Consider the following 17,784-nt stretch of genomic DNA (forward strand, 5'->3'; position numbering starts at 1 on the left):
TTAATCGAAGCTCGCTTTTATTTTTTTTGCCACTCGGCCCATAACTCTGAGAATTCCCTTTGGATTAGGTCTTCTTCTTGACAGTGTCGAGCCATAATAAGACTTCGTGTCGTTCGGATTAGTAGCAGGCTTTAGCACAGTCATTTCTTCGAACGCTTCTTTCAGGGCAGGCAGGTGATCTTCCAGTGCTGGCTGTTCTGTTAACCGTGTCGGCAAGGGCTTCGTTTTTTCCCAACGGCTATAAATCGGCATCAATAGGAAGAAACCAAAGTAGCCCAAAGTAAATATGCGTGAAAAAATGGTTCCAGTCGGAGTTACCGGTTGCGTTCCCAGATATCCCAAAGCGACAAAGCTGACCACAAGGACGAATAGCGCTTTTTTAAAGATGCCACCTCGGTAACGTACCGATTTGATAGGGCTGCGATCTAGCCACGGCAATATAAACAACACCGCGATGGAACCAAACATGGCGATTACACCGGCAAATTTATCCGGTATCGCCCTAAGAATCGCATAAAACGGGGTGAAATACCAAAGCGGGGCAATATGTTCAGGTGTTCTTAGTGGGTCGGCTGGAATAAAATTGTCTGACTCAAGGAAAAAACCGCCCACTTCAGGCAGGTAAAAAATAATGGTTGCGAAGAAAATCAAAAACACCCCCACGCCTACAAGGTCTTTGACGGTGTAGTAAGGGTGGAAAGGAATGCCGTCCAGCGGGATGCCATTCGCATCTTTGGTTTTCTTGATTTCTATACCATCCGGATTATTGGAGCCAACTTCGTGCAGCGCAACAATATGCAGAAAAACCAGCATCACCAAAACCAACGGCACGGCAATGACGTGGAAAGCGAAAAATCGATTCAACGTTGCGTCTGAAACCACATAATCGCCACGTATCCACAGTGATAAATCATCACCAACGAACGGTATAGCGCTGAATAATGAAATGATAACTTGTGCGCCCCAGTAGGACATCTGGCCCCAGGGTAACAAATAGCCCATGAACGCTTCGGCCATCAACGCCAGGAAAAGCAGCATCCCGAAAATCCAGATCAACTCACGTGGTTGTTTATATGAACCGTAAATAAGCCCCCTGAACATGTGCAAGTAAACGACGATAAAGAAAGCCGACGCACCCGTTGAGTGCATATACCTAACCAGCCAGCCCCAATTCACATCGCGCATGATGTACTCGACCGAATCGAAAGCCAGCTTCGCGTCCGGTTTGTAATTCATGGTTAGCAAAATGCCAGTGACAAACTGATTGACCAAAACCAGCAAAGCTAAAGAGCCAAAAAAATACCAGAAATTAAAGTTTTTAGGCGCGTAGTAATGCGCCATGTGTTCATTCCAGAGCTTGGATAGCGGGAAGCGCGCTAAAACCCAGTTACTGCATTCAGTGATACGATTGGTTTTCATGCGGCTTTTCCCTCTGTAGTTTCACCGATGACGAGCAGCGTGTCTTTAATATAGTGATGTGGCGGTATTTCAAGATTGGTTGGAGCTGGTACTCCACGATAAACACGACCAGCCAAATCAAATCGGGAGCCATGACAAGGGCAGAAAAACCCGCCTTTCCATTCAGCGCCAAGGTCATTTGGGGCTATTTCCGGGCGAAATGTCGGTGAGCAACCAAAATGGGTACATAAGCCTACGGCAACAAAAATCTCAGGTTTGATGGCCCGAAAGGAGTTCTTGCTGGTTGTTGGTTGAATAGAATCGCGGGAATGCGGATCACTAAGCTGGTCTTCCAGCGTTTTTAAAGTTTCAAGTACGGCTTTGGTTCTATTGAGAATCCAAACCGGTTTGCCCCGCCAAGCAACCCTAATCAATTGCCCAGATTCCATTTTGCTTAGGTCGACTTCCACCGGCGCGCCAGCAGCCATCGCTTTAACACTGGGTTGCATTTGTGCAAGAAAAGGGACGGCTAAATAGCCTGTGCCGACAGCGCCAACGACGGTTAAGGCCGACGTTAAAAACTGGCGTTTAGACTCATCGACGCCTTCATTATTCATTGTGTAACTCCCAATTATTATTACTTCGTGCTATGCACATTGTTCACAGTTGCAATATACCACTAGAAGCTAGTGGATTTGAAGTGCTGGGTTGAATTAATAAATGCGCGGGGAAACTTGCCAGGCATCTTTATTGATTTAGCTCGATAAAGTTTGAAACCATTCGGGCTAAACTTGCCTGAGTGTTGTGGTCTTCCGACGGTCTCAGACCTTGATCGGGGTCAATACTTCTAATAACTAGTTACAGAGTTTGCACGCAATGCTGTCAAGTTAAGGAAGTAAACGCGTTCTCCTGTTGGGGAGGGTTGGGGTGAGGAGAATTAATACAGGGAAAAGGCTTGAGCCAGACGGGGCATGTTGCCCCGTTCGTTGGGTTTCGACGTGGTTCAAAAACGTCACCGTCGGTAAAACGTGAGTGACAGGCTATATATCCCGTCACTCATTCGAAAATTTAAAAATGTGTCATATCACACACTTTTTACTCAATATTCGGAAAAATACCCTTTTTTGCCGAGTTTTTGGTTGTTTTATTAAAATATAACCTTATGTTTTTTCTGTAAAAAATAATTAAACTGTGTCATATCACACAGTTTTCGTGAAAAGTGTGTGATATGACACAGTTTTTTGGCTATTTGTCAGTCTTTGCTGACTTTAAATCCATTAAATAAAATAATAATGTTATAAATCAATATTATAAATATTATGGCATGGTTATTGCTGTATAGTTTGGTTGAGCTTGAAATTTATTAACACTCATTTCAGCCATTTTTTGTACTAAATAACAATAATTCATAACAGGGGATTCAATGTGAACACAGTAAAATTAAAGCATCTCAGTTTGGCGGTTACGCTTGCCCTGACAGGCGTAACCCAGGCATCTGCCTTGGAGGCAGAGGACGGCAACGTAATCCAAACGGCAGAAAAAGCAGACGGCAAGCAGCAAGCGCAATCTTCATCTGGCGCGGTTGAATTGTCGGAAATCACTGTCACCGGACAAACCGACGAGAATAGCGAAAGCTATGCCGTCACTAACAGCACTAGTGCCACTAAAACCGATACGCCCATCATGGAAACGCCAGCGTCAATACAGGTGATCCCCAAAAGTGTGTTTCACGACCAACAAGCTTTCCGCTTGGAGGATGTGATCAAGAACGTCAGCGGTGTACAAACCCAGCATTCTTTTGGTGGTGATTACGAAACCTTTATCATGCGCGGATTCAAGCTAAGTGAAGCGAATTACCACAACGGCGTCCGCGTTCCGGCTACCAAATTCGACTTGGCCAATGTCGAGCGTGTTGAGGTATTAAAAGGTACGTCCGCCATGCTTTACGGTTTGGGCGATCCCGGCGGCTTTATCAGCACGGTCACCAAGCAGCCGAGCTCAACGCCGTATTATTCCATTGAGCAACGTTTCGGCTCTTATGACCACTACCGTACCGAAGCCAGTGCCACTGGGCCATTGAGCAAAGAACATGGACTGAATTACCGCATGGACTTGTCGTATTTGGATGCCAACTCGTTCCGTGATGCAATCGACAGGGATAGGATCTTTTTTGCGCCGACCTTAAGCTGGGATGTTTCGCCCGATACCAAATTGACCTTGATGTATGAACATTTTGACGAGAATAATTCCTACGATAGCGGCACCCCAGCTTTTGGTAAGGGGTTGGCCGATATTCCGCGCTCAAGAAGTTTCATGCAGCAAAACTTAACCAACACCAACACCAACGATTTAATTGACTTCAGGATTGACCACCGCTTCAGCGATAACATCAAGCTCAACGCGGGTTCGGTTTATTCCCATAACCAGAAGCAATGGGAAACTATCTATCTTGGCAGAGTTGTTGAGGCACTGGACCCAACAGACCCTACCAAAAGAATAGGTGATGCCACCCGCAATTACTGGTTCGGGCCAGAAAAACTCAATTCCTGGACATCCTTCGTTAACGGTACTTTCGATTTTGAAACCTATGGTGTTAAGCATAAAGTGCTATTGGGCGGCGAATACTTTACCAACAACTTGGACTATCGAGTATCGAATGGTGTGATAGATACAATCAATATTTTTGATAACAAGAGACCCAATAACATATCGGATGCTCGATTAAACCAATTTCGAAACGAAGCTGTGGCGTATGATGTGACAACGGAAACCACTACCAAGGCGATTTATTTGCAAGACCAAATGACTTTTTGGGACAAGTTCCACGTCATTGGCGGCTTCCGTTACGACTGGGTGGAAAGGGATCAAAATTTGAATTATTGGGATGATCCGAAAACACCAAATATCAATGAAGCGATAGACTCTCGTAGCGATGATTATATCAGCCCCCGTGTCGCCCTCCTGTACGAAGCCACCGATTGGTTGTCGGTGTTCGGCAGCTTTTCCGAATCCTTTGGCCCTGCCTTCGATTATGACAATGGTGGGCCAAAGCTTTTAGGTCTCTTCCCAGCAACCCAATTTGAAGGGGTTTGAAAACGGAATTCTTTGACGGCAGGCTGACCTCCAACTTGGCTTATTTTGATTTGGAAAGAACCCAGTATTTCAACAATAATGGTTTTCCCCTGTCTGCGTCGTTTCCCTTCAAAGGCCACAGCAACGGCGTTGAATTGGATGTTCAAGGGCAAGTCTATGACGGCTTAAGCCTGATTGGCACGTATGCTTACACCAATACCGAAATTTTAGAAGATAAGGAAGACCCAACAAATGTCGGTAACCGCCTGCCTTATGCACCCGTGCATCAAGGCAGTTTATGGCTGAAGTACGATGTTAATTACGGCATGTTTAAGGGGTTGAGCTTTGGTGCAGGCGTTTATACGGCAGGCAAACGCTTCGGCGATACCGCCAACAGTTATTCTGACGATGCCTACGCACGATTGGATTTAATGGCGGGTTATAAAAAGAAATTGGGCGATATGACGTTAAGTACGCAACTTAACATCAACAATGTCAACGATGCCGAGTACTATAACTTGCGTAGGCGGAGAAACAACCTACCAGCCGAGCCTTTGACAGTGATGGGTTCGATCAAGCTGGAGTATTAAGCGTAATCCTTAAAGTTATCTTGTTTATGGATAGCCCTAACAGGGATATATAGTAAAGGAACGGGTAATTGGTTAAACCTATGTTTTTTATGGACTTATCGATTTAATATATGTAAGTCGCGTTTATATTGGAGTGACAAACCTTACCCTCTGGGGCATAAAAAGTTTGTCACTCCGCCCTATCAATCAAGTTACAGGTTTAACTTACTACCTTTGCTTTTTAGAAAGCTTTGCTTAGTGCACGAAGTTATGAAAACGACGGCTAACCGCTCACCATCCCTTCTGAGACTCCAAACCCGCCGCAAACTCTGGCTTCAAGTCCACTTTTACTTGGGGCTTTGCGGGTGCTATCTTGGCTGTCGTCGGTTTCACAGGCAGTATCTTGGTGTTTTTCGAAGAGCTGCAAGAAATCCTCAATGCGGAGCAAATCGTTATTTCGGCTCCGCCTGAAAGCCAGCGCAACATTCTCCCATTGGATGAAATCATCGCAGCGGCAGAAACGGCAAAGCCAAAAGGCAGCAAATTCTATTCGATATATTACCCGCGTACGCCCGAATTCGCCTACAAGGTGCAGTACAGGGTGAGGGCGCCGGAACAGGACAACAACGGCAGCGGCTACTATATTTTCGTTAACCCTTACACCGCGAAAGTAACTGGAGTGCAATTTTGGTATTTTGCCGACGGCGAGCGATATTGGGGCATTCCCTTCGTCAGTTTCATCATGCAACTGCATTATTGCTTGCTGTTGGGCGATACGGGTGAGATGGCGGTTGGGATTTTGGCGGCGCTTTCGCTTATTTCTGTACTCTCTGGGCTTATTCTCTGGTGGCCGTTAACGGGTAAATTCAAGCAGGCTTTAACCTTTAAACGCCATGCCAGCGCGGTGCGCTTCAATTTCGACTTACACAAAACCATCGGATTTTATACGACGCTGGTGTTATTGCCGATGCTGTTTTCCGGGGTGTATTTCAATTTGCCTGATCGGGTGAATCTCGTGTTTAATCTATTTTCGCCCATCACCCGTGATAATCCCTGGAGTGGATTGGGGACGGCGAATTTTACCACCACAAGACATCCTGGGCAAAAGCCAGTTTCCTACGCTGCGTTAGAAGGCGCAGTACAAAACCGTTACCCATCCGGTAGGTTATGGCATTTATATGCGCCGAAGGATGATAACGGCGTTTATATCATCCAGAAACGCGATGCCGATGATCTCAGTCGGTTTATCGGCTACCGGGATTTTGTCATTGACCAATACAGCGGCGCAATCCTGGCAACTTATCAATACGGCACTGGAAATAATGGCGATGTTTTTTTGGATTGGCAATGGCCGCTGCATTCCGGTCAAGCGTTCGGATGGACTGGACGAATATTGGTTTTTTTGGGTGGCCTTACTTGTCCAGTGTTGTTTGTTACGGGCGTGATCCGATGGCTGCAAAAGCGTAAAGCCAAATGTTTGCACAACACCAGCAGACAAAACCGAATACTGCAATGACCGTCGTTTATTGCCGACTACCCCGTATTGAAAGAGTTGTATAAAGTCAAAGAATGGGTAGTGCATCCAGGACATTTTGGGTAGAGACATGACCAGTGTAGAAGCTGATATAGCGGATCTGGATTGTAGAATTTCAGTTCTTGTTGACAATCGTGAATATTTTTCTGACTTGGATAGCGAGTAGACACCATTAAGTTAAGCAGTCATCTCGGCAGGGATTGCCGAGATGACGTTTTATCTCTTAACTGTGGGAACATTACAATAAGAATGAAACGCTGACTGATTCGGTGAAGAGTTTATGCATAAACACAGTGAGGACGAGATATGAAGTTACTTATAATTAAAATAATGGCGGTAGCCAGCCTTCTGCTTTGCCAGGGCTGCCAGACAACCAGTGTTTCAGAAAAACTTCAGGTGCGAGAGTTAACGCTTCCGGCGGTGGGTGTTAATCAACATCATCATTTGGCTCACACGTCCGACGATAAGTTGATTGTAAGCTGGGTGGAAACCAAGGGGCCAAAAAACACCGTGCGCTTTGCCATTTATGACAACGCTGCCTGGTCGCCAACGCAGACCGTAATCAGCACTGACAGCAAACTTGCCGCCTCGCCAGTCGTACTGGGCATGAGCGATAGCTCGTTGACTGCGGCATGGATGCAATCCGTGAAAAACGAGAAAGACCCTTATGCCGCCAATATTTATTTGGCGCATTCAAAAGATGGTGGGCAAACTTGGACTGCACCCTTAAAACCCTATGGCGAGCAAGCCCGCATTTACGATGCCCAAATGTCGCTTACGCCACTACCAGATGCCCTTTTGGCGCTGGTGTGGACAGATAGTAGACACGTCAACCATGATGAAGATGAAACCAGCCCCAATAAAACCAGCCGCTACCAATTAATGGCTGCTGTGCTGGGCAAAGATAGGCTAGTGGGCAAAGAAATAACCTTGGACAATGATGTCTGCTCCTGCTGTAGCGTTAATACCGATGTAGCAAACGATGAGCTTATGACGGTTTATCGAGACCATCTTAAAGGGGAAGTCCGTGACATCAGCGCAGTGCGCTGGAATCATGACGGCGTAATCCATGCGGCTCCGGTACATGACGATCATTGGGTAATCAATGGCTGCCCCAGCAATGGCCCGTCTGTGGATTTGTCAGATAAGCAGACTGTTGTTGCATGGTTCAGCGCAGGGGACGGCAAAGGTACGCTTCGGCTTGGTTTTGCATCTAATAGTAACGCCTTCAAACCACCCATTGTCGTAGATGACCATGCCATTGGTTTTGGGAAAGCGTTGTTGCTGGATGATGGTTCAGCAGTAGTGGCGTGGCGCAGCAATGCTGGTTCTGAAGAAGAATTGCTGGTGGCGCGAGTAACTCCTGGCGGTGAAGTAACTGAGCGGACAACGGTTTTTCGCGGTAGTTTTGCGCGATGGCCTAGCAACTACCTGAGTTTGGAAAAAATTGGCAATGAGGTTTACATCGCCTGGACTGACCCGATTAAAAAGACGGTTCGGTTGGTGGCGGTTGCTTTGTAACCAGGTTGCGCCTGAACGCTACCTGACTTTGTATGCCCCAAATGTCACATAACCGCTCACGCATTAATGTGACCTACACGGCTACCGCTTAACTTAACGGCATTGACAATATGCCATCCGGCTAAGGAGTGCAATTGGTAACTTGACTGAGGCCAAATTTATTCTTACCATAAAGTAATACTTAAACATGTTGGTAAGGAATAAGCATGCAACAGACAACATTAACCAGTAAAGGTCAAATTACTATCCCGAAAAATATAAGGGATTTTATAGGGTTGCATACTGGCGATAAAGTTGAGTTTGTGATTACTGATAAAAACGAGGTATTACTTAAACCGATCACTAAAAAGGTGGATGACGTTTTTGGTGTGCTGCATAAGTCGGGCAGGACTGCGGTGAGTGTTGAGGAAATGGATGCCGCTATAAGGCAAAAAATACGGGATAGTTTCCAGTGATTGCCTTGGACACCAATGTATTGGTGCGCTTTCTGGTAAAGGACGATGACCATCAGGCAGCTGCGGTTTATCAGCTTTTTAAGCAATCGGAAGAAAAGCAAGAGCCGTTGTTTGTGCCGTTATTGGTGGTGCTGGAAACCGTATGGGTTTTGCAGTCCATTTACGACATAGCGGATGAGGATATTGTCTCGGCGATTAACCAGCTTTTGTTGATGCCTGTGTTGAAGTTTGAAGGGCAATCGACGATCCAGGGTTTTATCGCCTCGGCACACGATGTAAAACTGGGGCTTGCTGACCTATTGATTGCACATTCTGCAAAGGCTTCTAATTGCCAACAGGTTTTCACTTTTGATAAAAAAGCTGCTGCATTTAAGTATTTTCGGTTGTTGGAATAAAGTTAATATTTTTGCCGAAAAAGACCTCTCCAGAGGGATGCCTTGAGCGTGACCGGGTTTCAGTCACTAAAGTTTTGCTAATGTTATTACCCTGAAATACGTAGAAACCCTGCGAACGGGACAATATGTCCCGTCCGGCGGACTGGCGCTCTCGCTGAATAGTTAACTAAATCTTAAATTTACCCAATTTCCCTTTAGTGTAAAATGGCGGGTTAGAAACCTCAATAAGTGATCCAACAAACAATCCTTATACAAGTCCACAAACAGGTGATCTTCAACAACAATATGACTACTGGTATTCGCTATGTTTAACCGACGCAATAAATGTCTGGTTGTGGTTCTGCTTGACTTAAGCCCATTGTAACGATCCCATAATTAACGATAACATAGACTTACGCTAAGATTACGATAGTGCAAATAAAATCCCCTCTTTTTGAAGCGTTGACTGGCGAAATACATCATCGCCCTATCGTTGGCTTATTGACCGTTTTGGTGCTGTTGGTGCATTTATGGGTGGTTGTTTTGTTATTACAGCCTACCGAAACAGAGAAAGTGACTGAGCCGCTAAAAGTTATGGAAGTTGCGTTGCTTTCTGAGCCTAGCCCAAAAGCCGAAGCCGCACAACCCGCGCCAGCAAAACCGGCTCCACCCAAAAAAATCCCCCCGAAAAAGAAGGCCGTCAAACCGCCCGTCAAGAAGAAAGAGCCAGTTATCCATAAACAGGGCGAGATACCAAAACCGCAGCCGATAACTGATGAACAAAAGCCGACACAACCATCGCCTTCGGAATCTGTTCAAAAGCCGGAAATGCCAGCATCACAGTCCCAATCGGCTGCTGTTAACAAGCCTGTTGCTAAACCTGGCAATGGCGAAGCTAAATCCAAAGGTGTTAATTCAGGTATTGTTGAGTTGGGATGCCCTAAGCCTAAATACCCTGCACGTGCTATGAGCCGACATATTGAAGGTTGGGTTAAAATCGAGGTGATGATTAGCGCAACGGGAGCAGTGACAAATGCGAAAGTTGTCGGCGCCCAGCCTTCAGGCATTTTTGACGATGCGGCATTGGAAGCCACCAAGAATTGTAAATTCAAGCCAAAGATAGTTAATGGCATAGCAGTGACACAAAGAGGTTTAAAAATGTCTAGATTTAAGCTAACAAATTAATGCCTGTTAAAACGTATTGAATCAATTAGGCGGTTATAATCATAACCGGACTGTACTTTTTATTTTGAACAACTAAAGAAGGAAATCCCAATGCTTTATCATAGTTCGCCCGCCGCCGTTGTAGACGGGACCTTATATGTATTACTGGCTTTTTCGGTAGTGACTTGGACGCTTATAGTTTTTAAATCCTGGCAGTTTTCAAGAAACAGCTATTGGAATCGACGTTTTGAAAGCGCGTTTTGGGAAACCGAATCGCTGTCTGAAGCAGAAGCTATGCCCACAAACAAATTTCGAGGGCCATTGGCACGAATTACCAAGCGAGGTTTGGCATGGCTGGCGGAAAGTCGGCAATCCGCAGCCAAGAGCCTTAAGTTTCGGGGTACGCCAAGTGATTTGCTCGAACACGCCTTGTCCGTGCAATTGCAGGAAGAATTGCACTCGATGGAAAGCGGCTTGACGATATTGGCGAGCATCGGCAGCACCGCACCATTTGTCGGGTTGTTCGGGACGGTCTTGGGCATCATGCACGCCATGCACGAGATCACTGCAAGCGGCTCGACCAGCTTAGATGTAGTTGCAGGCCCCATTGGCGATGCCCTTGTTGCCACCGCCATCGGCATCGCGGTTGCCGTGCCAGCCGTGTTGGCATACAACTTTTTCTTACGCCGCGTCAAACTGCACCGCGCCGGACTGGAAAATTTCGTAGTCAGTTTCATGCACGTTGCCTTAAGTGCGGATACTCAAAGCAAGAAGGAATAAACATGGCTTTTAAACCACAATCCGAAAACGATAGCGCAATGAGCGAGATTAACGTCACCCCGCTTGTTGATGTCATGCTGGTATTAGTCATTATTCTCCTGATAACTGCGCCATTGCTAACGCAATCCGTCCATGTGACCTTGCCGAAAACTGCCGAGACTACGGCGAATATAAACGAGCAGCCATTACAGCTTGCCATCGACGCGCAAGGGTTGATAACGCTCAACAAACAAGCTATCGAAAATCTGCCTGCGCTGGAAATATTCTTGAAGAATGAGCTTGTAAAAAACAAGGAAGTTGCAGTGCATTTATATGCCGACCAAAGAGTGGTTTACAAAAAAATTGCCGAAGTTATGGCTACTGTGCAACATGCAGGAATCGCTAAAATAGCATTCGTAACGGTAGAAGAGTAGTGTATCCTCCTGTCTCATCTATTTTACGTTTAAAACTTGGTGCTTATGGACTTATTTGCTCAATTCCTTGATTTTTTTATTCACCTCAATACCCATCTTGCCGATATATTGGCGCACTATGGCACACTCACTTACGCCATATTATTTTTCATCATATTTTGTGAGACCGGCCTGGTAGTTTTACCCTTATTGCCGGGCGACTCTTTACTTTTCGCAGTTGGCGCGCTGGGGGCGAGCACTGGAAAACTGGATGTCTATATTTTGATCGCGCTTTTAATTGTTGCGGCTTTAGCAGGCGATAATCTCAACTATGTCGTAGGTAAATTTTTCGGGACTAAAATCAAATCTCGGGAAAAAATTGGATTTTTCAAGCGTGAATATATCGACCGCACAGAAACCTATTATGATAAACATGGCGGTAAGACTGTCATTATTGCCCGTTTTATACCAATAATCAGGACGATTGCCCCTTTTGTGGCGGGGGCTGGCAATATGCACTATCCACGTTACCTACTTTTTTGTATAACCGGTGCCATTTTATGGGTGGGTGGGCTTATCACACTAGGCTATCAATTCGGCAATCTCGACATCGTAAAGCGTAACTTTGAACTCGTTATTTTAAGCATTGTTGTGATTTCGCTGTTGCCTTTGGCCCATCAATTTTGGTGTAATATTCGGGCGAATTCAAAATAATCAAATTTATGGATTCTAAATGCAGGTTGCATTTTTATCATTTATTTTAATTCGGGGAATCCTGTGAAAGGCGTATTGTTACCCATCGTTTCATTTTTTTTACCCACAACCGTTTTCGCGGATGTAGGTTCAGGAGCGGGTGTAGCCGTCCCCTTGGATCTAACCCATCATATTGTCGGTTATTTTTCAGTAGGACTAACGGTAATGGCCTACGTGGCTGCCATGTCGGAGGACGTGATCGACCTGCGGAAGTCAAAACCGATGGTGTTGGGATCGTCTATCGTTTGGTTTGCGATTTGTATTTACTATGCGTTGCATGGGCAAGCCAAAGTGGCTGCGCTGGCCTTCGAGAGCAATTTGCTCGCGTATGTCGAACTGCTATTGTTTATCCTAGTTTCCATGACATATCTGAATGCTATGGAGGAGCGCGGCATTTTCGACGGACTGAGGATTTGGCTGCTAAACAAGCAATTCAGCTACCGGCAACTGTTTTGGATAACGGGCTTCCTGGCTTTTCTGCTTTCAACTGTAGTCAGTGGTCTTGCGATAGGGTTAATAATGGGAGCGGTGGTTACTGCGGTTGGCAAAAATAAGAACAAGTTCATCGGACTGGCCTGTATCAATATCGTTGTGGCGGTCAATGCGGGGGGTACGTTTAGTCCGTTAGGCGGCATTTCTACGCTGTTTGTTTGGCAAAGACAAATCTTGCATTTTGCTGAATTCTTTGTCTTGGCTCTTCCCTGTCTGGTTAATTTCCTCGTTCCTGCCGTCATCATGCATTTTTACGTTCCCAAAGAAACACCTGCCACATCAAGCAAGATGATTTTACTTCGGCGGGGAAGCAAAAGGATTTTATTTCTTTTCGCGGTAACGCTCGTTATAACGGTTTTAGGTAACGTCTATCTTGAACTGCCTCCTGCTGCTGGAATGATGGGAGGCTTGGCACTGTTACAGTTTTTCAGTTATTTTTTAACCAGGACAGTTAAAAATCATCCGAGTCAATTCGCTTATGCCTACAAATTTTTTGGCGTGGATGTTCCCGTCGGGAATGAAAAGCAAGATTTTGACATTTATAAGAATGTCGGCAATATAGAATGGGATACCTTACTGTTTTTTTACGGTGCCATGATGATTATCGGTGCCTTGAGTTTTGTCGGCTACCTTGATGCGGTTGCGAATTTTTTATTCGGACAGCACTCGCCCACTGATGCCAATATTATCATTGGATTGACTTCGGCCTTTATCGATAACGGCACACTGATGTTTGCCGTACTGAGTATGCATCCGGACATTCCATCTGGACAATGGTTGCTGCTCACATTGACGCTTGGCGTGGGCGGTAGTTTATTGGCAATCGGTTCGGCGCCTGGGGTCGGCCTACTCGGTCAAACTAAAGAAGGCTACACCTTTGGTTACCATATGCGTTGGACACCAGTCATTTTGATCGGATATGTTGGCCAGCATTGCAGTGCATTTGTGGATTAATGCCAGCTATTTTTGATGTATATGGGTACTGAAACTGCTTCAGCAAAGCTTCCAAATTAATGGGTAGCACCGTATTGTTGGCTCACTAATAATATTTCAATCAATAATCCAAAAAAATCGTCACACAGCCAATAGCGTTTCAAACCTGAATTATCTGGCGGTGTTGCCGTCACTAAACAAAGAAACCCTAAAATTCAGCTTTAAACTCAATAAATAAACGACAACCAACTAACGTGATGGCTTTGGCTTTTATGCCGAACCCTAACTAAAACGGCCTATACGGCGTTTAGATTCTCATTTTCGTATACGCGGACTTTCTTCCATCCGGCAAAAACCTCTTCATGAAAAGGAAGGTCATTGTCTATAGCATGTTCGTAACAACTTCTAAACACACGAGACGTACGGAATGCATGTAACTCAGCATCTGCCGTAACGCTCTCCACATTGCCTACCTGGAAAGTTTTGTTTCTGGCTTTTCCGTTATCTACCCAAAATACGGTATAGCAAAGATAGCTTTTGTTTTTGCGGTGATCGAATTTGATAGTTCTGGAAACCCCAGTAACGCCTGTAGTGGTTTTGTTTTTTGGAGGCTTGAGAAAACGCGTTTTGCTGCCTTTGAGCGCTACTAACATTTGATCCCGCCAAGTAATGGCGGCATTTAAAGATTTGTCTCGGTTACCCCACATCTTGTGGGAAAAATAACGGCTACTCTCTTTGCCGCGCCTGACGATCCGAACTTGATACCCGAACACATCGGGTTCAGTGATGTGCTTAACTTTTGTCATATAAAATCTCGATTAAACTAAAACAAGTAACACCAGAGTTATGTTGCCATCCCAATGGTCGTCTAGGGAAAATAGTGTTCAGCCTGATTTGTAAGCTTATGACTACAAATTATGGCTGAAGTTTTAAAAAAAGCAAGTGATGCAAGTAAAAAAATGTATGCTAAGACAATTCTTAGCTAATCTCGTGTAAAATGACCTTCACCCCGTTTTGGCTCAATAAGCTGCCAAGCGGTTTGGCACAGTTACTGCTTTTTGTTTTATTTTGGATAACCTGGAGATATTTGATGAGCGTTCTAGTCGGTAAACAAGCCCCTGATTTCACCGTTCCAGCCGTGCTGGGGAATGGAGAAATCGTTGATTCATTTAGTTTTTCTTCGGCGACCAGCGGTAAATATGCCGTGGTGTTCTTTTATCCGCTGGACTTTACTTTTGTATGTCCTAGCGAACTGATTGCGCTGGATCACCGCATGGCTGAATTCACTAGCCGTGGCGTTGAGGTGATTGCGGTGTCTATTGACTCACATTTTACCCATAACGCTTGGCGCAATACGCCAATCAACAAAGGCGGCATAGGCCCTGTCCGTTACACGATGGCAGCGGATATGGCGCATTCTATCTGTAAGGATTATGATGTTGAAGCGGCAGCTCCGGCTGTGGCTTATCGTGGTACTTTCCTAATAGACCGCAATGGTATGGTTCGTCATCAGGTGGTTAATGACTTACCTTTAGGCCGTAACATGGATGAGTTGTTAAGAATGATCGACGCGCTGCAATTTTTTGAAGAACACGGCGAAGTCTGCCCAGCCGGCTGGAATAAGGGCGATGCAGGTATGAATGCCAGCCCTGCTGGTGTTGCTGAGTATTTGGATAAAAACGCAGATAAGCTGTAAGCCAACAAAAAATCAACTGACGCATTGCTTTAACGCAATGCGTCTTGATGGTTTAGTTGTTAATCTTGAGATTACTTAGCAATTTCCTTCTAATGAAATAAGCAGCAACCAATCCACAAAGCGCAGGTATTTGGGTAAACACAATAATCGCCGTGCTTTTTTTGGCTACCGCCGCTGTTAATGCTTTAACCAACGTCAAATCTATCAGAAACCAAGTAATCAAGTAGCCGATTAGTCCAATTATCACCCATTTTGCTGGTGGCTCGCCCACCTTATCTGCTGTCATATAAAACCATACAGCGATGCCGAGTGCGGCCAGTTTTGCTAAAAGTAACATGTTTTCTCCTCTCCAAAGTAATTATGATAAATTTATTGAAATTCAGCGTATGGCTTGAATTTTACAATTATTAATGAATTTATTCACTGGCTTGTTATCCTATTTCTTTATCTTCATAAGACTATTTATATTATCTCAATTTTACCAGTCAAAACCGGAAGTGACTTGTGCGAAAAATAACCCAATATTTGTTAGCTGGCTGCTCGGTATTGCTACTTGTTGTCGTCATCGCTGTTTGTCTTATACCTTTTCTTGTTGATCCCAATGACTATAAAACCGACATTGCAGCTTTGATTAAAGATAAGACCGGACGTGATGTCGCGTTTGAGGGTGATATTACGGTGTCCGTATTCCCTTGGGTAGGCTTGAAGACTGAAAAAATGGTGATTAGCAACAGGCTGGGTTCTCAAAAATTGCCGTTCATTAGCGTTGCTAAAAGCGACATCAACGTTAGGTTGTTGCCCTTGTTGTCGCAGAAAATCGAAGTGAGCACTATCGCCTTAGAAGGTTTGACCTTAAATTTGGTTAAGGATAAGCAAGGAGTAAGTAATTGGGCTGATTTAGTTGCCCCCAATCCAGTATCACCGTCGAATGCAGCTGCAACCGCAGTTAAGCCTGACACCAAAAATATCCAACCCCAATCCGCGCTGGCCGCACTGACTGTTGGTGGCATTGCTATAAATAATGCTCAGGTGAATTGGGATAATCAACAAACAGGGGAACGTCTGGAGCTAAAGAACATCCATTTCACAGTCGATAAGTTTACCTTTGGTGAGCCAGTAAAAATCGATTTGGCGATGGCTGCTTCCGGTAAAGAGCTAAAATTTCCTGGGTCTGTAAAATTAACCTCCGATTTGCGTGTTGATGAGAAACTGGATAATTTTGTGTTCAGCGATAGTCATTTGGAATGGCTAGATGCCAAAAAATTAGCGTCCGGTCAGTCATTAGCCATCACAATTACCACCCCAAATACAGCCGTGAACGTTACCAAACAAACGCTTAAGTTTTCGGGTCTGCAACTGCAATCTGGAGACCTTAAGTTTGCCGCCGAAATCACCGGTGAGCAGTTCTTAGATAAACCGTCTTTTCAGGGTACTGTCGTTGCTACGCCGTTTAATCCTGGCATAGTTTTAAAGCAATGGGATATTGCACTTCCCACTATGAGCGATGCCAAGGCATTGACCAATCTAGGGATGAGCTTTCATTTCCAGGCAAACCCTGATCTAGTTGAATTGACCAATCTTGATGTTGCCTTAGATAATAGCCACGGTAAAGGCTCTGTAACAATTAAAGATTTTGCCCTGCCAGCCGTTGTGTTTGATGTGGTTGTGGATGCGATTGATGTTGACCGCTACCTAGCACCGCCAGAAAAATCAAGCAAACCCCTAGTAAGCCCTGGCATGGCTTTTGCGGCGGGGACTTTCAGCTTTCCGCTGGACTGGCTTAGAAAGCTCGATGCAGAAGGTAAGTTGGCGTTGGGTAACATGACATTTAATCGAATGACCTTACAAGACCTGCACTTAACGCTGAGTTCAAAGAAAGGCATTGTTAAGGTAGAGCAAACCGCGAAGCAGTTTTATCAGGGATCGTATTCAGGTAATCTCAGTATTGATACACGTGCAGAAAAGTCGTTTTTTGTATTGAATGAAAATTTGACCAACATTCACCTTGAACCCTTCCTAAAAGCCATCAAAGGAGATGCTAAGATGGGCGGATTTGTCGCCTTATCAACCCAATTGCACGGGCAGGGCAGTAAGCTAAAAGAAATCAAGTCAAACCTAACAGGGAAGGTCGATTTTTTTTTAAAAGACGGTTTTATAAAGGGTTTCAATCTGCAAAAAATGGTTGAAAACGGCAAAAAACTGGTCAAAGGTGGCGCGTTACCCGTAGATTCACAGCACGACCAAACCAATTTCTCCGAAATCAGCGGCACGGCAACTATCAATAAAGGCTTGCTGCAAAATAATGACCTTATTGCCAATACAGCAAAATTACGCAGCAAGGGTAAGGGCAGTGTCAATCTTAATACCGAGGGCGTGGATTACAATCTATTGATCAAATTGCTTAAGACGGCAGCCACCACTACTACGCCCGAACAAGTACACGATACGCCTATCGGCATTCATTTAGGCGGCACATTCAGCAAGCCCACTTATACCCTGGATGTGGCGGCATTATTAACCGATAAGAACAAGGCAAAAATCGAACATTTTTTGGACAAAAACAAAGTAAAAATTGACAAGTTAATGGACAAGCTGGATAAAAAGCTTGGCCCTGGAGTCGGTGATCTGCTGAAAAAGATTTTTTAGCAGGA

The 17,784-nt window shown here is 44.9% G+C and carries 17 protein-coding genes; 13 read left to right on the forward strand and 4 right to left on the reverse strand.

Translation table 11 applies throughout. From position 1 onward, the window contains the following. Both ABL924_RS05175 and petA read right to left on the reverse strand, forming a co-directional pair. Positions 1-1,419, reverse strand: coding sequence for a cytochrome bc complex cytochrome b subunit (locus ABL924_RS05175; protein WP_349026006.1), 1,419 nt, complete (start codon positions 1,417-1,419; stop codon positions 1-3). Continuing rightward, on the reverse strand, positions 1,416-2,015 hold the full coding sequence (petA, locus tag ABL924_RS05180) for a ubiquinol-cytochrome c reductase iron-sulfur subunit (protein WP_349026007.1): 600 nt from the start codon (positions 2,013-2,015) through the stop codon (positions 1,416-1,418). Before petA ends, ABL924_RS05175 begins: the two co-directional genes overlap by 4 nt. An 808-nt stretch (positions 2,016-2,823) precedes the next feature. Here petA and ABL924_RS05185 point away from each other — a divergent pair. From ABL924_RS05185 to nhaD, 11 genes are all read left to right on the forward strand, one after another. After that, positions 2,824-4,491, forward strand: coding sequence for a TonB-dependent receptor (locus ABL924_RS05185; RefSeq protein WP_349026008.1), 1,668 nt, complete (start codon positions 2,824-2,826; stop codon positions 4,489-4,491). Continuing rightward, on the forward strand, positions 4,488-5,060 hold the full coding sequence (locus ABL924_RS05190; protein ID WP_349026009.1) for a TonB-dependent receptor: 573 nt from the start codon (positions 4,488-4,490) through the stop codon (positions 5,058-5,060). Before ABL924_RS05185 ends, ABL924_RS05190 begins: the two co-directional genes overlap by 4 nt. A 352-nt stretch (positions 5,061-5,412) precedes the next feature. Then, positions 5,413-6,555 (forward strand): PepSY-associated TM helix domain-containing protein, encoded by a 1,143-nt coding sequence (locus ABL924_RS05195; protein ID WP_349026010.1) that lies wholly within the window; start codon positions 5,413-5,415, stop codon positions 6,553-6,555. A 324-nt stretch (positions 6,556-6,879) separates the two neighbouring features. Then, positions 6,880-8,094 (forward strand): exo-alpha-sialidase, encoded by a 1,215-nt coding sequence (locus tag ABL924_RS05200; RefSeq protein ID WP_349026011.1) that lies wholly within the window; start codon positions 6,880-6,882, stop codon positions 8,092-8,094. Positions 8,095-8,300: 206 nt separating this feature from the next. Further along, entirely contained in the window at positions 8,301-8,549 is a 249-nt protein-coding gene (locus ABL924_RS05205; protein ID WP_349026012.1) for an AbrB/MazE/SpoVT family DNA-binding domain-containing protein, read from the forward strand. Further along, complete coding sequence (locus ABL924_RS05210; protein WP_349026013.1) at positions 8,546-8,944, forward strand: type II toxin-antitoxin system VapC family toxin; 399 nt, start codon at positions 8,546-8,548, stop codon at positions 8,942-8,944. The genes ABL924_RS05205 and ABL924_RS05210 overlap by 4 nt, the downstream gene beginning before the upstream one ends. 411 nt (positions 8,945-9,355) lie before the next feature. Next, the gene (locus ABL924_RS05215; protein WP_349026014.1) at positions 9,356-10,108 is read left to right on the forward strand and encodes a TonB family protein; all 753 of its coding nucleotides are present in this window, start codon (positions 9,356-9,358) and stop codon (positions 10,106-10,108) included. 90 nt (positions 10,109-10,198) lie between these two features. Further along, positions 10,199-10,867, forward strand: coding sequence for a MotA/TolQ/ExbB proton channel family protein (locus ABL924_RS05220; protein ID WP_349026015.1), 669 nt, complete (start codon positions 10,199-10,201; stop codon positions 10,865-10,867). Positions 10,868-10,869: 2 nt separating this feature from the next. Beyond that, on the forward strand, positions 10,870-11,280 hold the full coding sequence (locus ABL924_RS05225) for a biopolymer transporter ExbD (protein WP_349026016.1): 411 nt from the start codon (positions 10,870-10,872) through the stop codon (positions 11,278-11,280). Positions 11,281-11,325: 45 nt separating this feature from the next. After that, positions 11,326-11,973, forward strand: a complete 648-nt coding sequence (locus ABL924_RS05230) for a DedA family protein (protein WP_349026017.1) — start codon at positions 11,326-11,328, stop codon at positions 11,971-11,973. Between the two features lie 63 nt (positions 11,974-12,036). Next, a complete protein-coding gene (nhaD, locus tag ABL924_RS05235; RefSeq protein ID WP_349026018.1) occupies positions 12,037-13,458 on the forward strand; it encodes a sodium:proton antiporter NhaD in 1,422 nt (473 codons plus the stop codon). Between the two features lie 275 nt (positions 13,459-13,733). On the opposite strand, the gene ABL924_RS05240 is transcribed toward nhaD, so the two are convergent. Continuing rightward, positions 13,734-14,243: a hypothetical protein gene (locus ABL924_RS05240; protein ID WP_349026019.1), complete on the reverse strand. Its 510-nt coding sequence runs from the start codon at positions 14,241-14,243 to the stop codon at positions 13,734-13,736. Between the two features lie 284 nt (positions 14,244-14,527). On the opposite strand from ABL924_RS05240, the gene ABL924_RS05245 reads away from it, so the two are divergent. Next, positions 14,528-15,133: a peroxiredoxin C gene (locus ABL924_RS05245; RefSeq protein WP_349026020.1), complete on the forward strand. Its 606-nt coding sequence runs from the start codon at positions 14,528-14,530 to the stop codon at positions 15,131-15,133. Between the two features lie 52 nt (positions 15,134-15,185). Here the strand turns inward: ABL924_RS05245 and ABL924_RS05250 are convergent, their stop codons facing one another. Then, positions 15,186-15,470: a hypothetical protein gene (locus ABL924_RS05250; protein ID WP_349026021.1), complete on the reverse strand. Its 285-nt coding sequence runs from the start codon at positions 15,468-15,470 to the stop codon at positions 15,186-15,188. Positions 15,471-15,637: 167 nt separating this feature from the next. Here ABL924_RS05250 and ABL924_RS05255 point away from each other — a divergent pair, with 167 nt between their 5' ends. Further along, positions 15,638-17,779 carry an AsmA family protein gene (locus ABL924_RS05255; RefSeq protein WP_349026022.1) on the forward strand — a complete coding sequence of 714 codons (2,142 nt, stop codon included), beginning with the start codon at positions 15,638-15,640 and terminating at the stop codon, positions 17,777-17,779. Positions 17,780-17,784: the final 5 nt, after the last annotated feature.

It is taken from the genome of Methyloglobulus sp. (assembly GCF_040079455.1).
Classification (GTDB): Bacteria; Pseudomonadota; Gammaproteobacteria; order Methylococcales; family Methylomonadaceae; genus Methyloglobulus.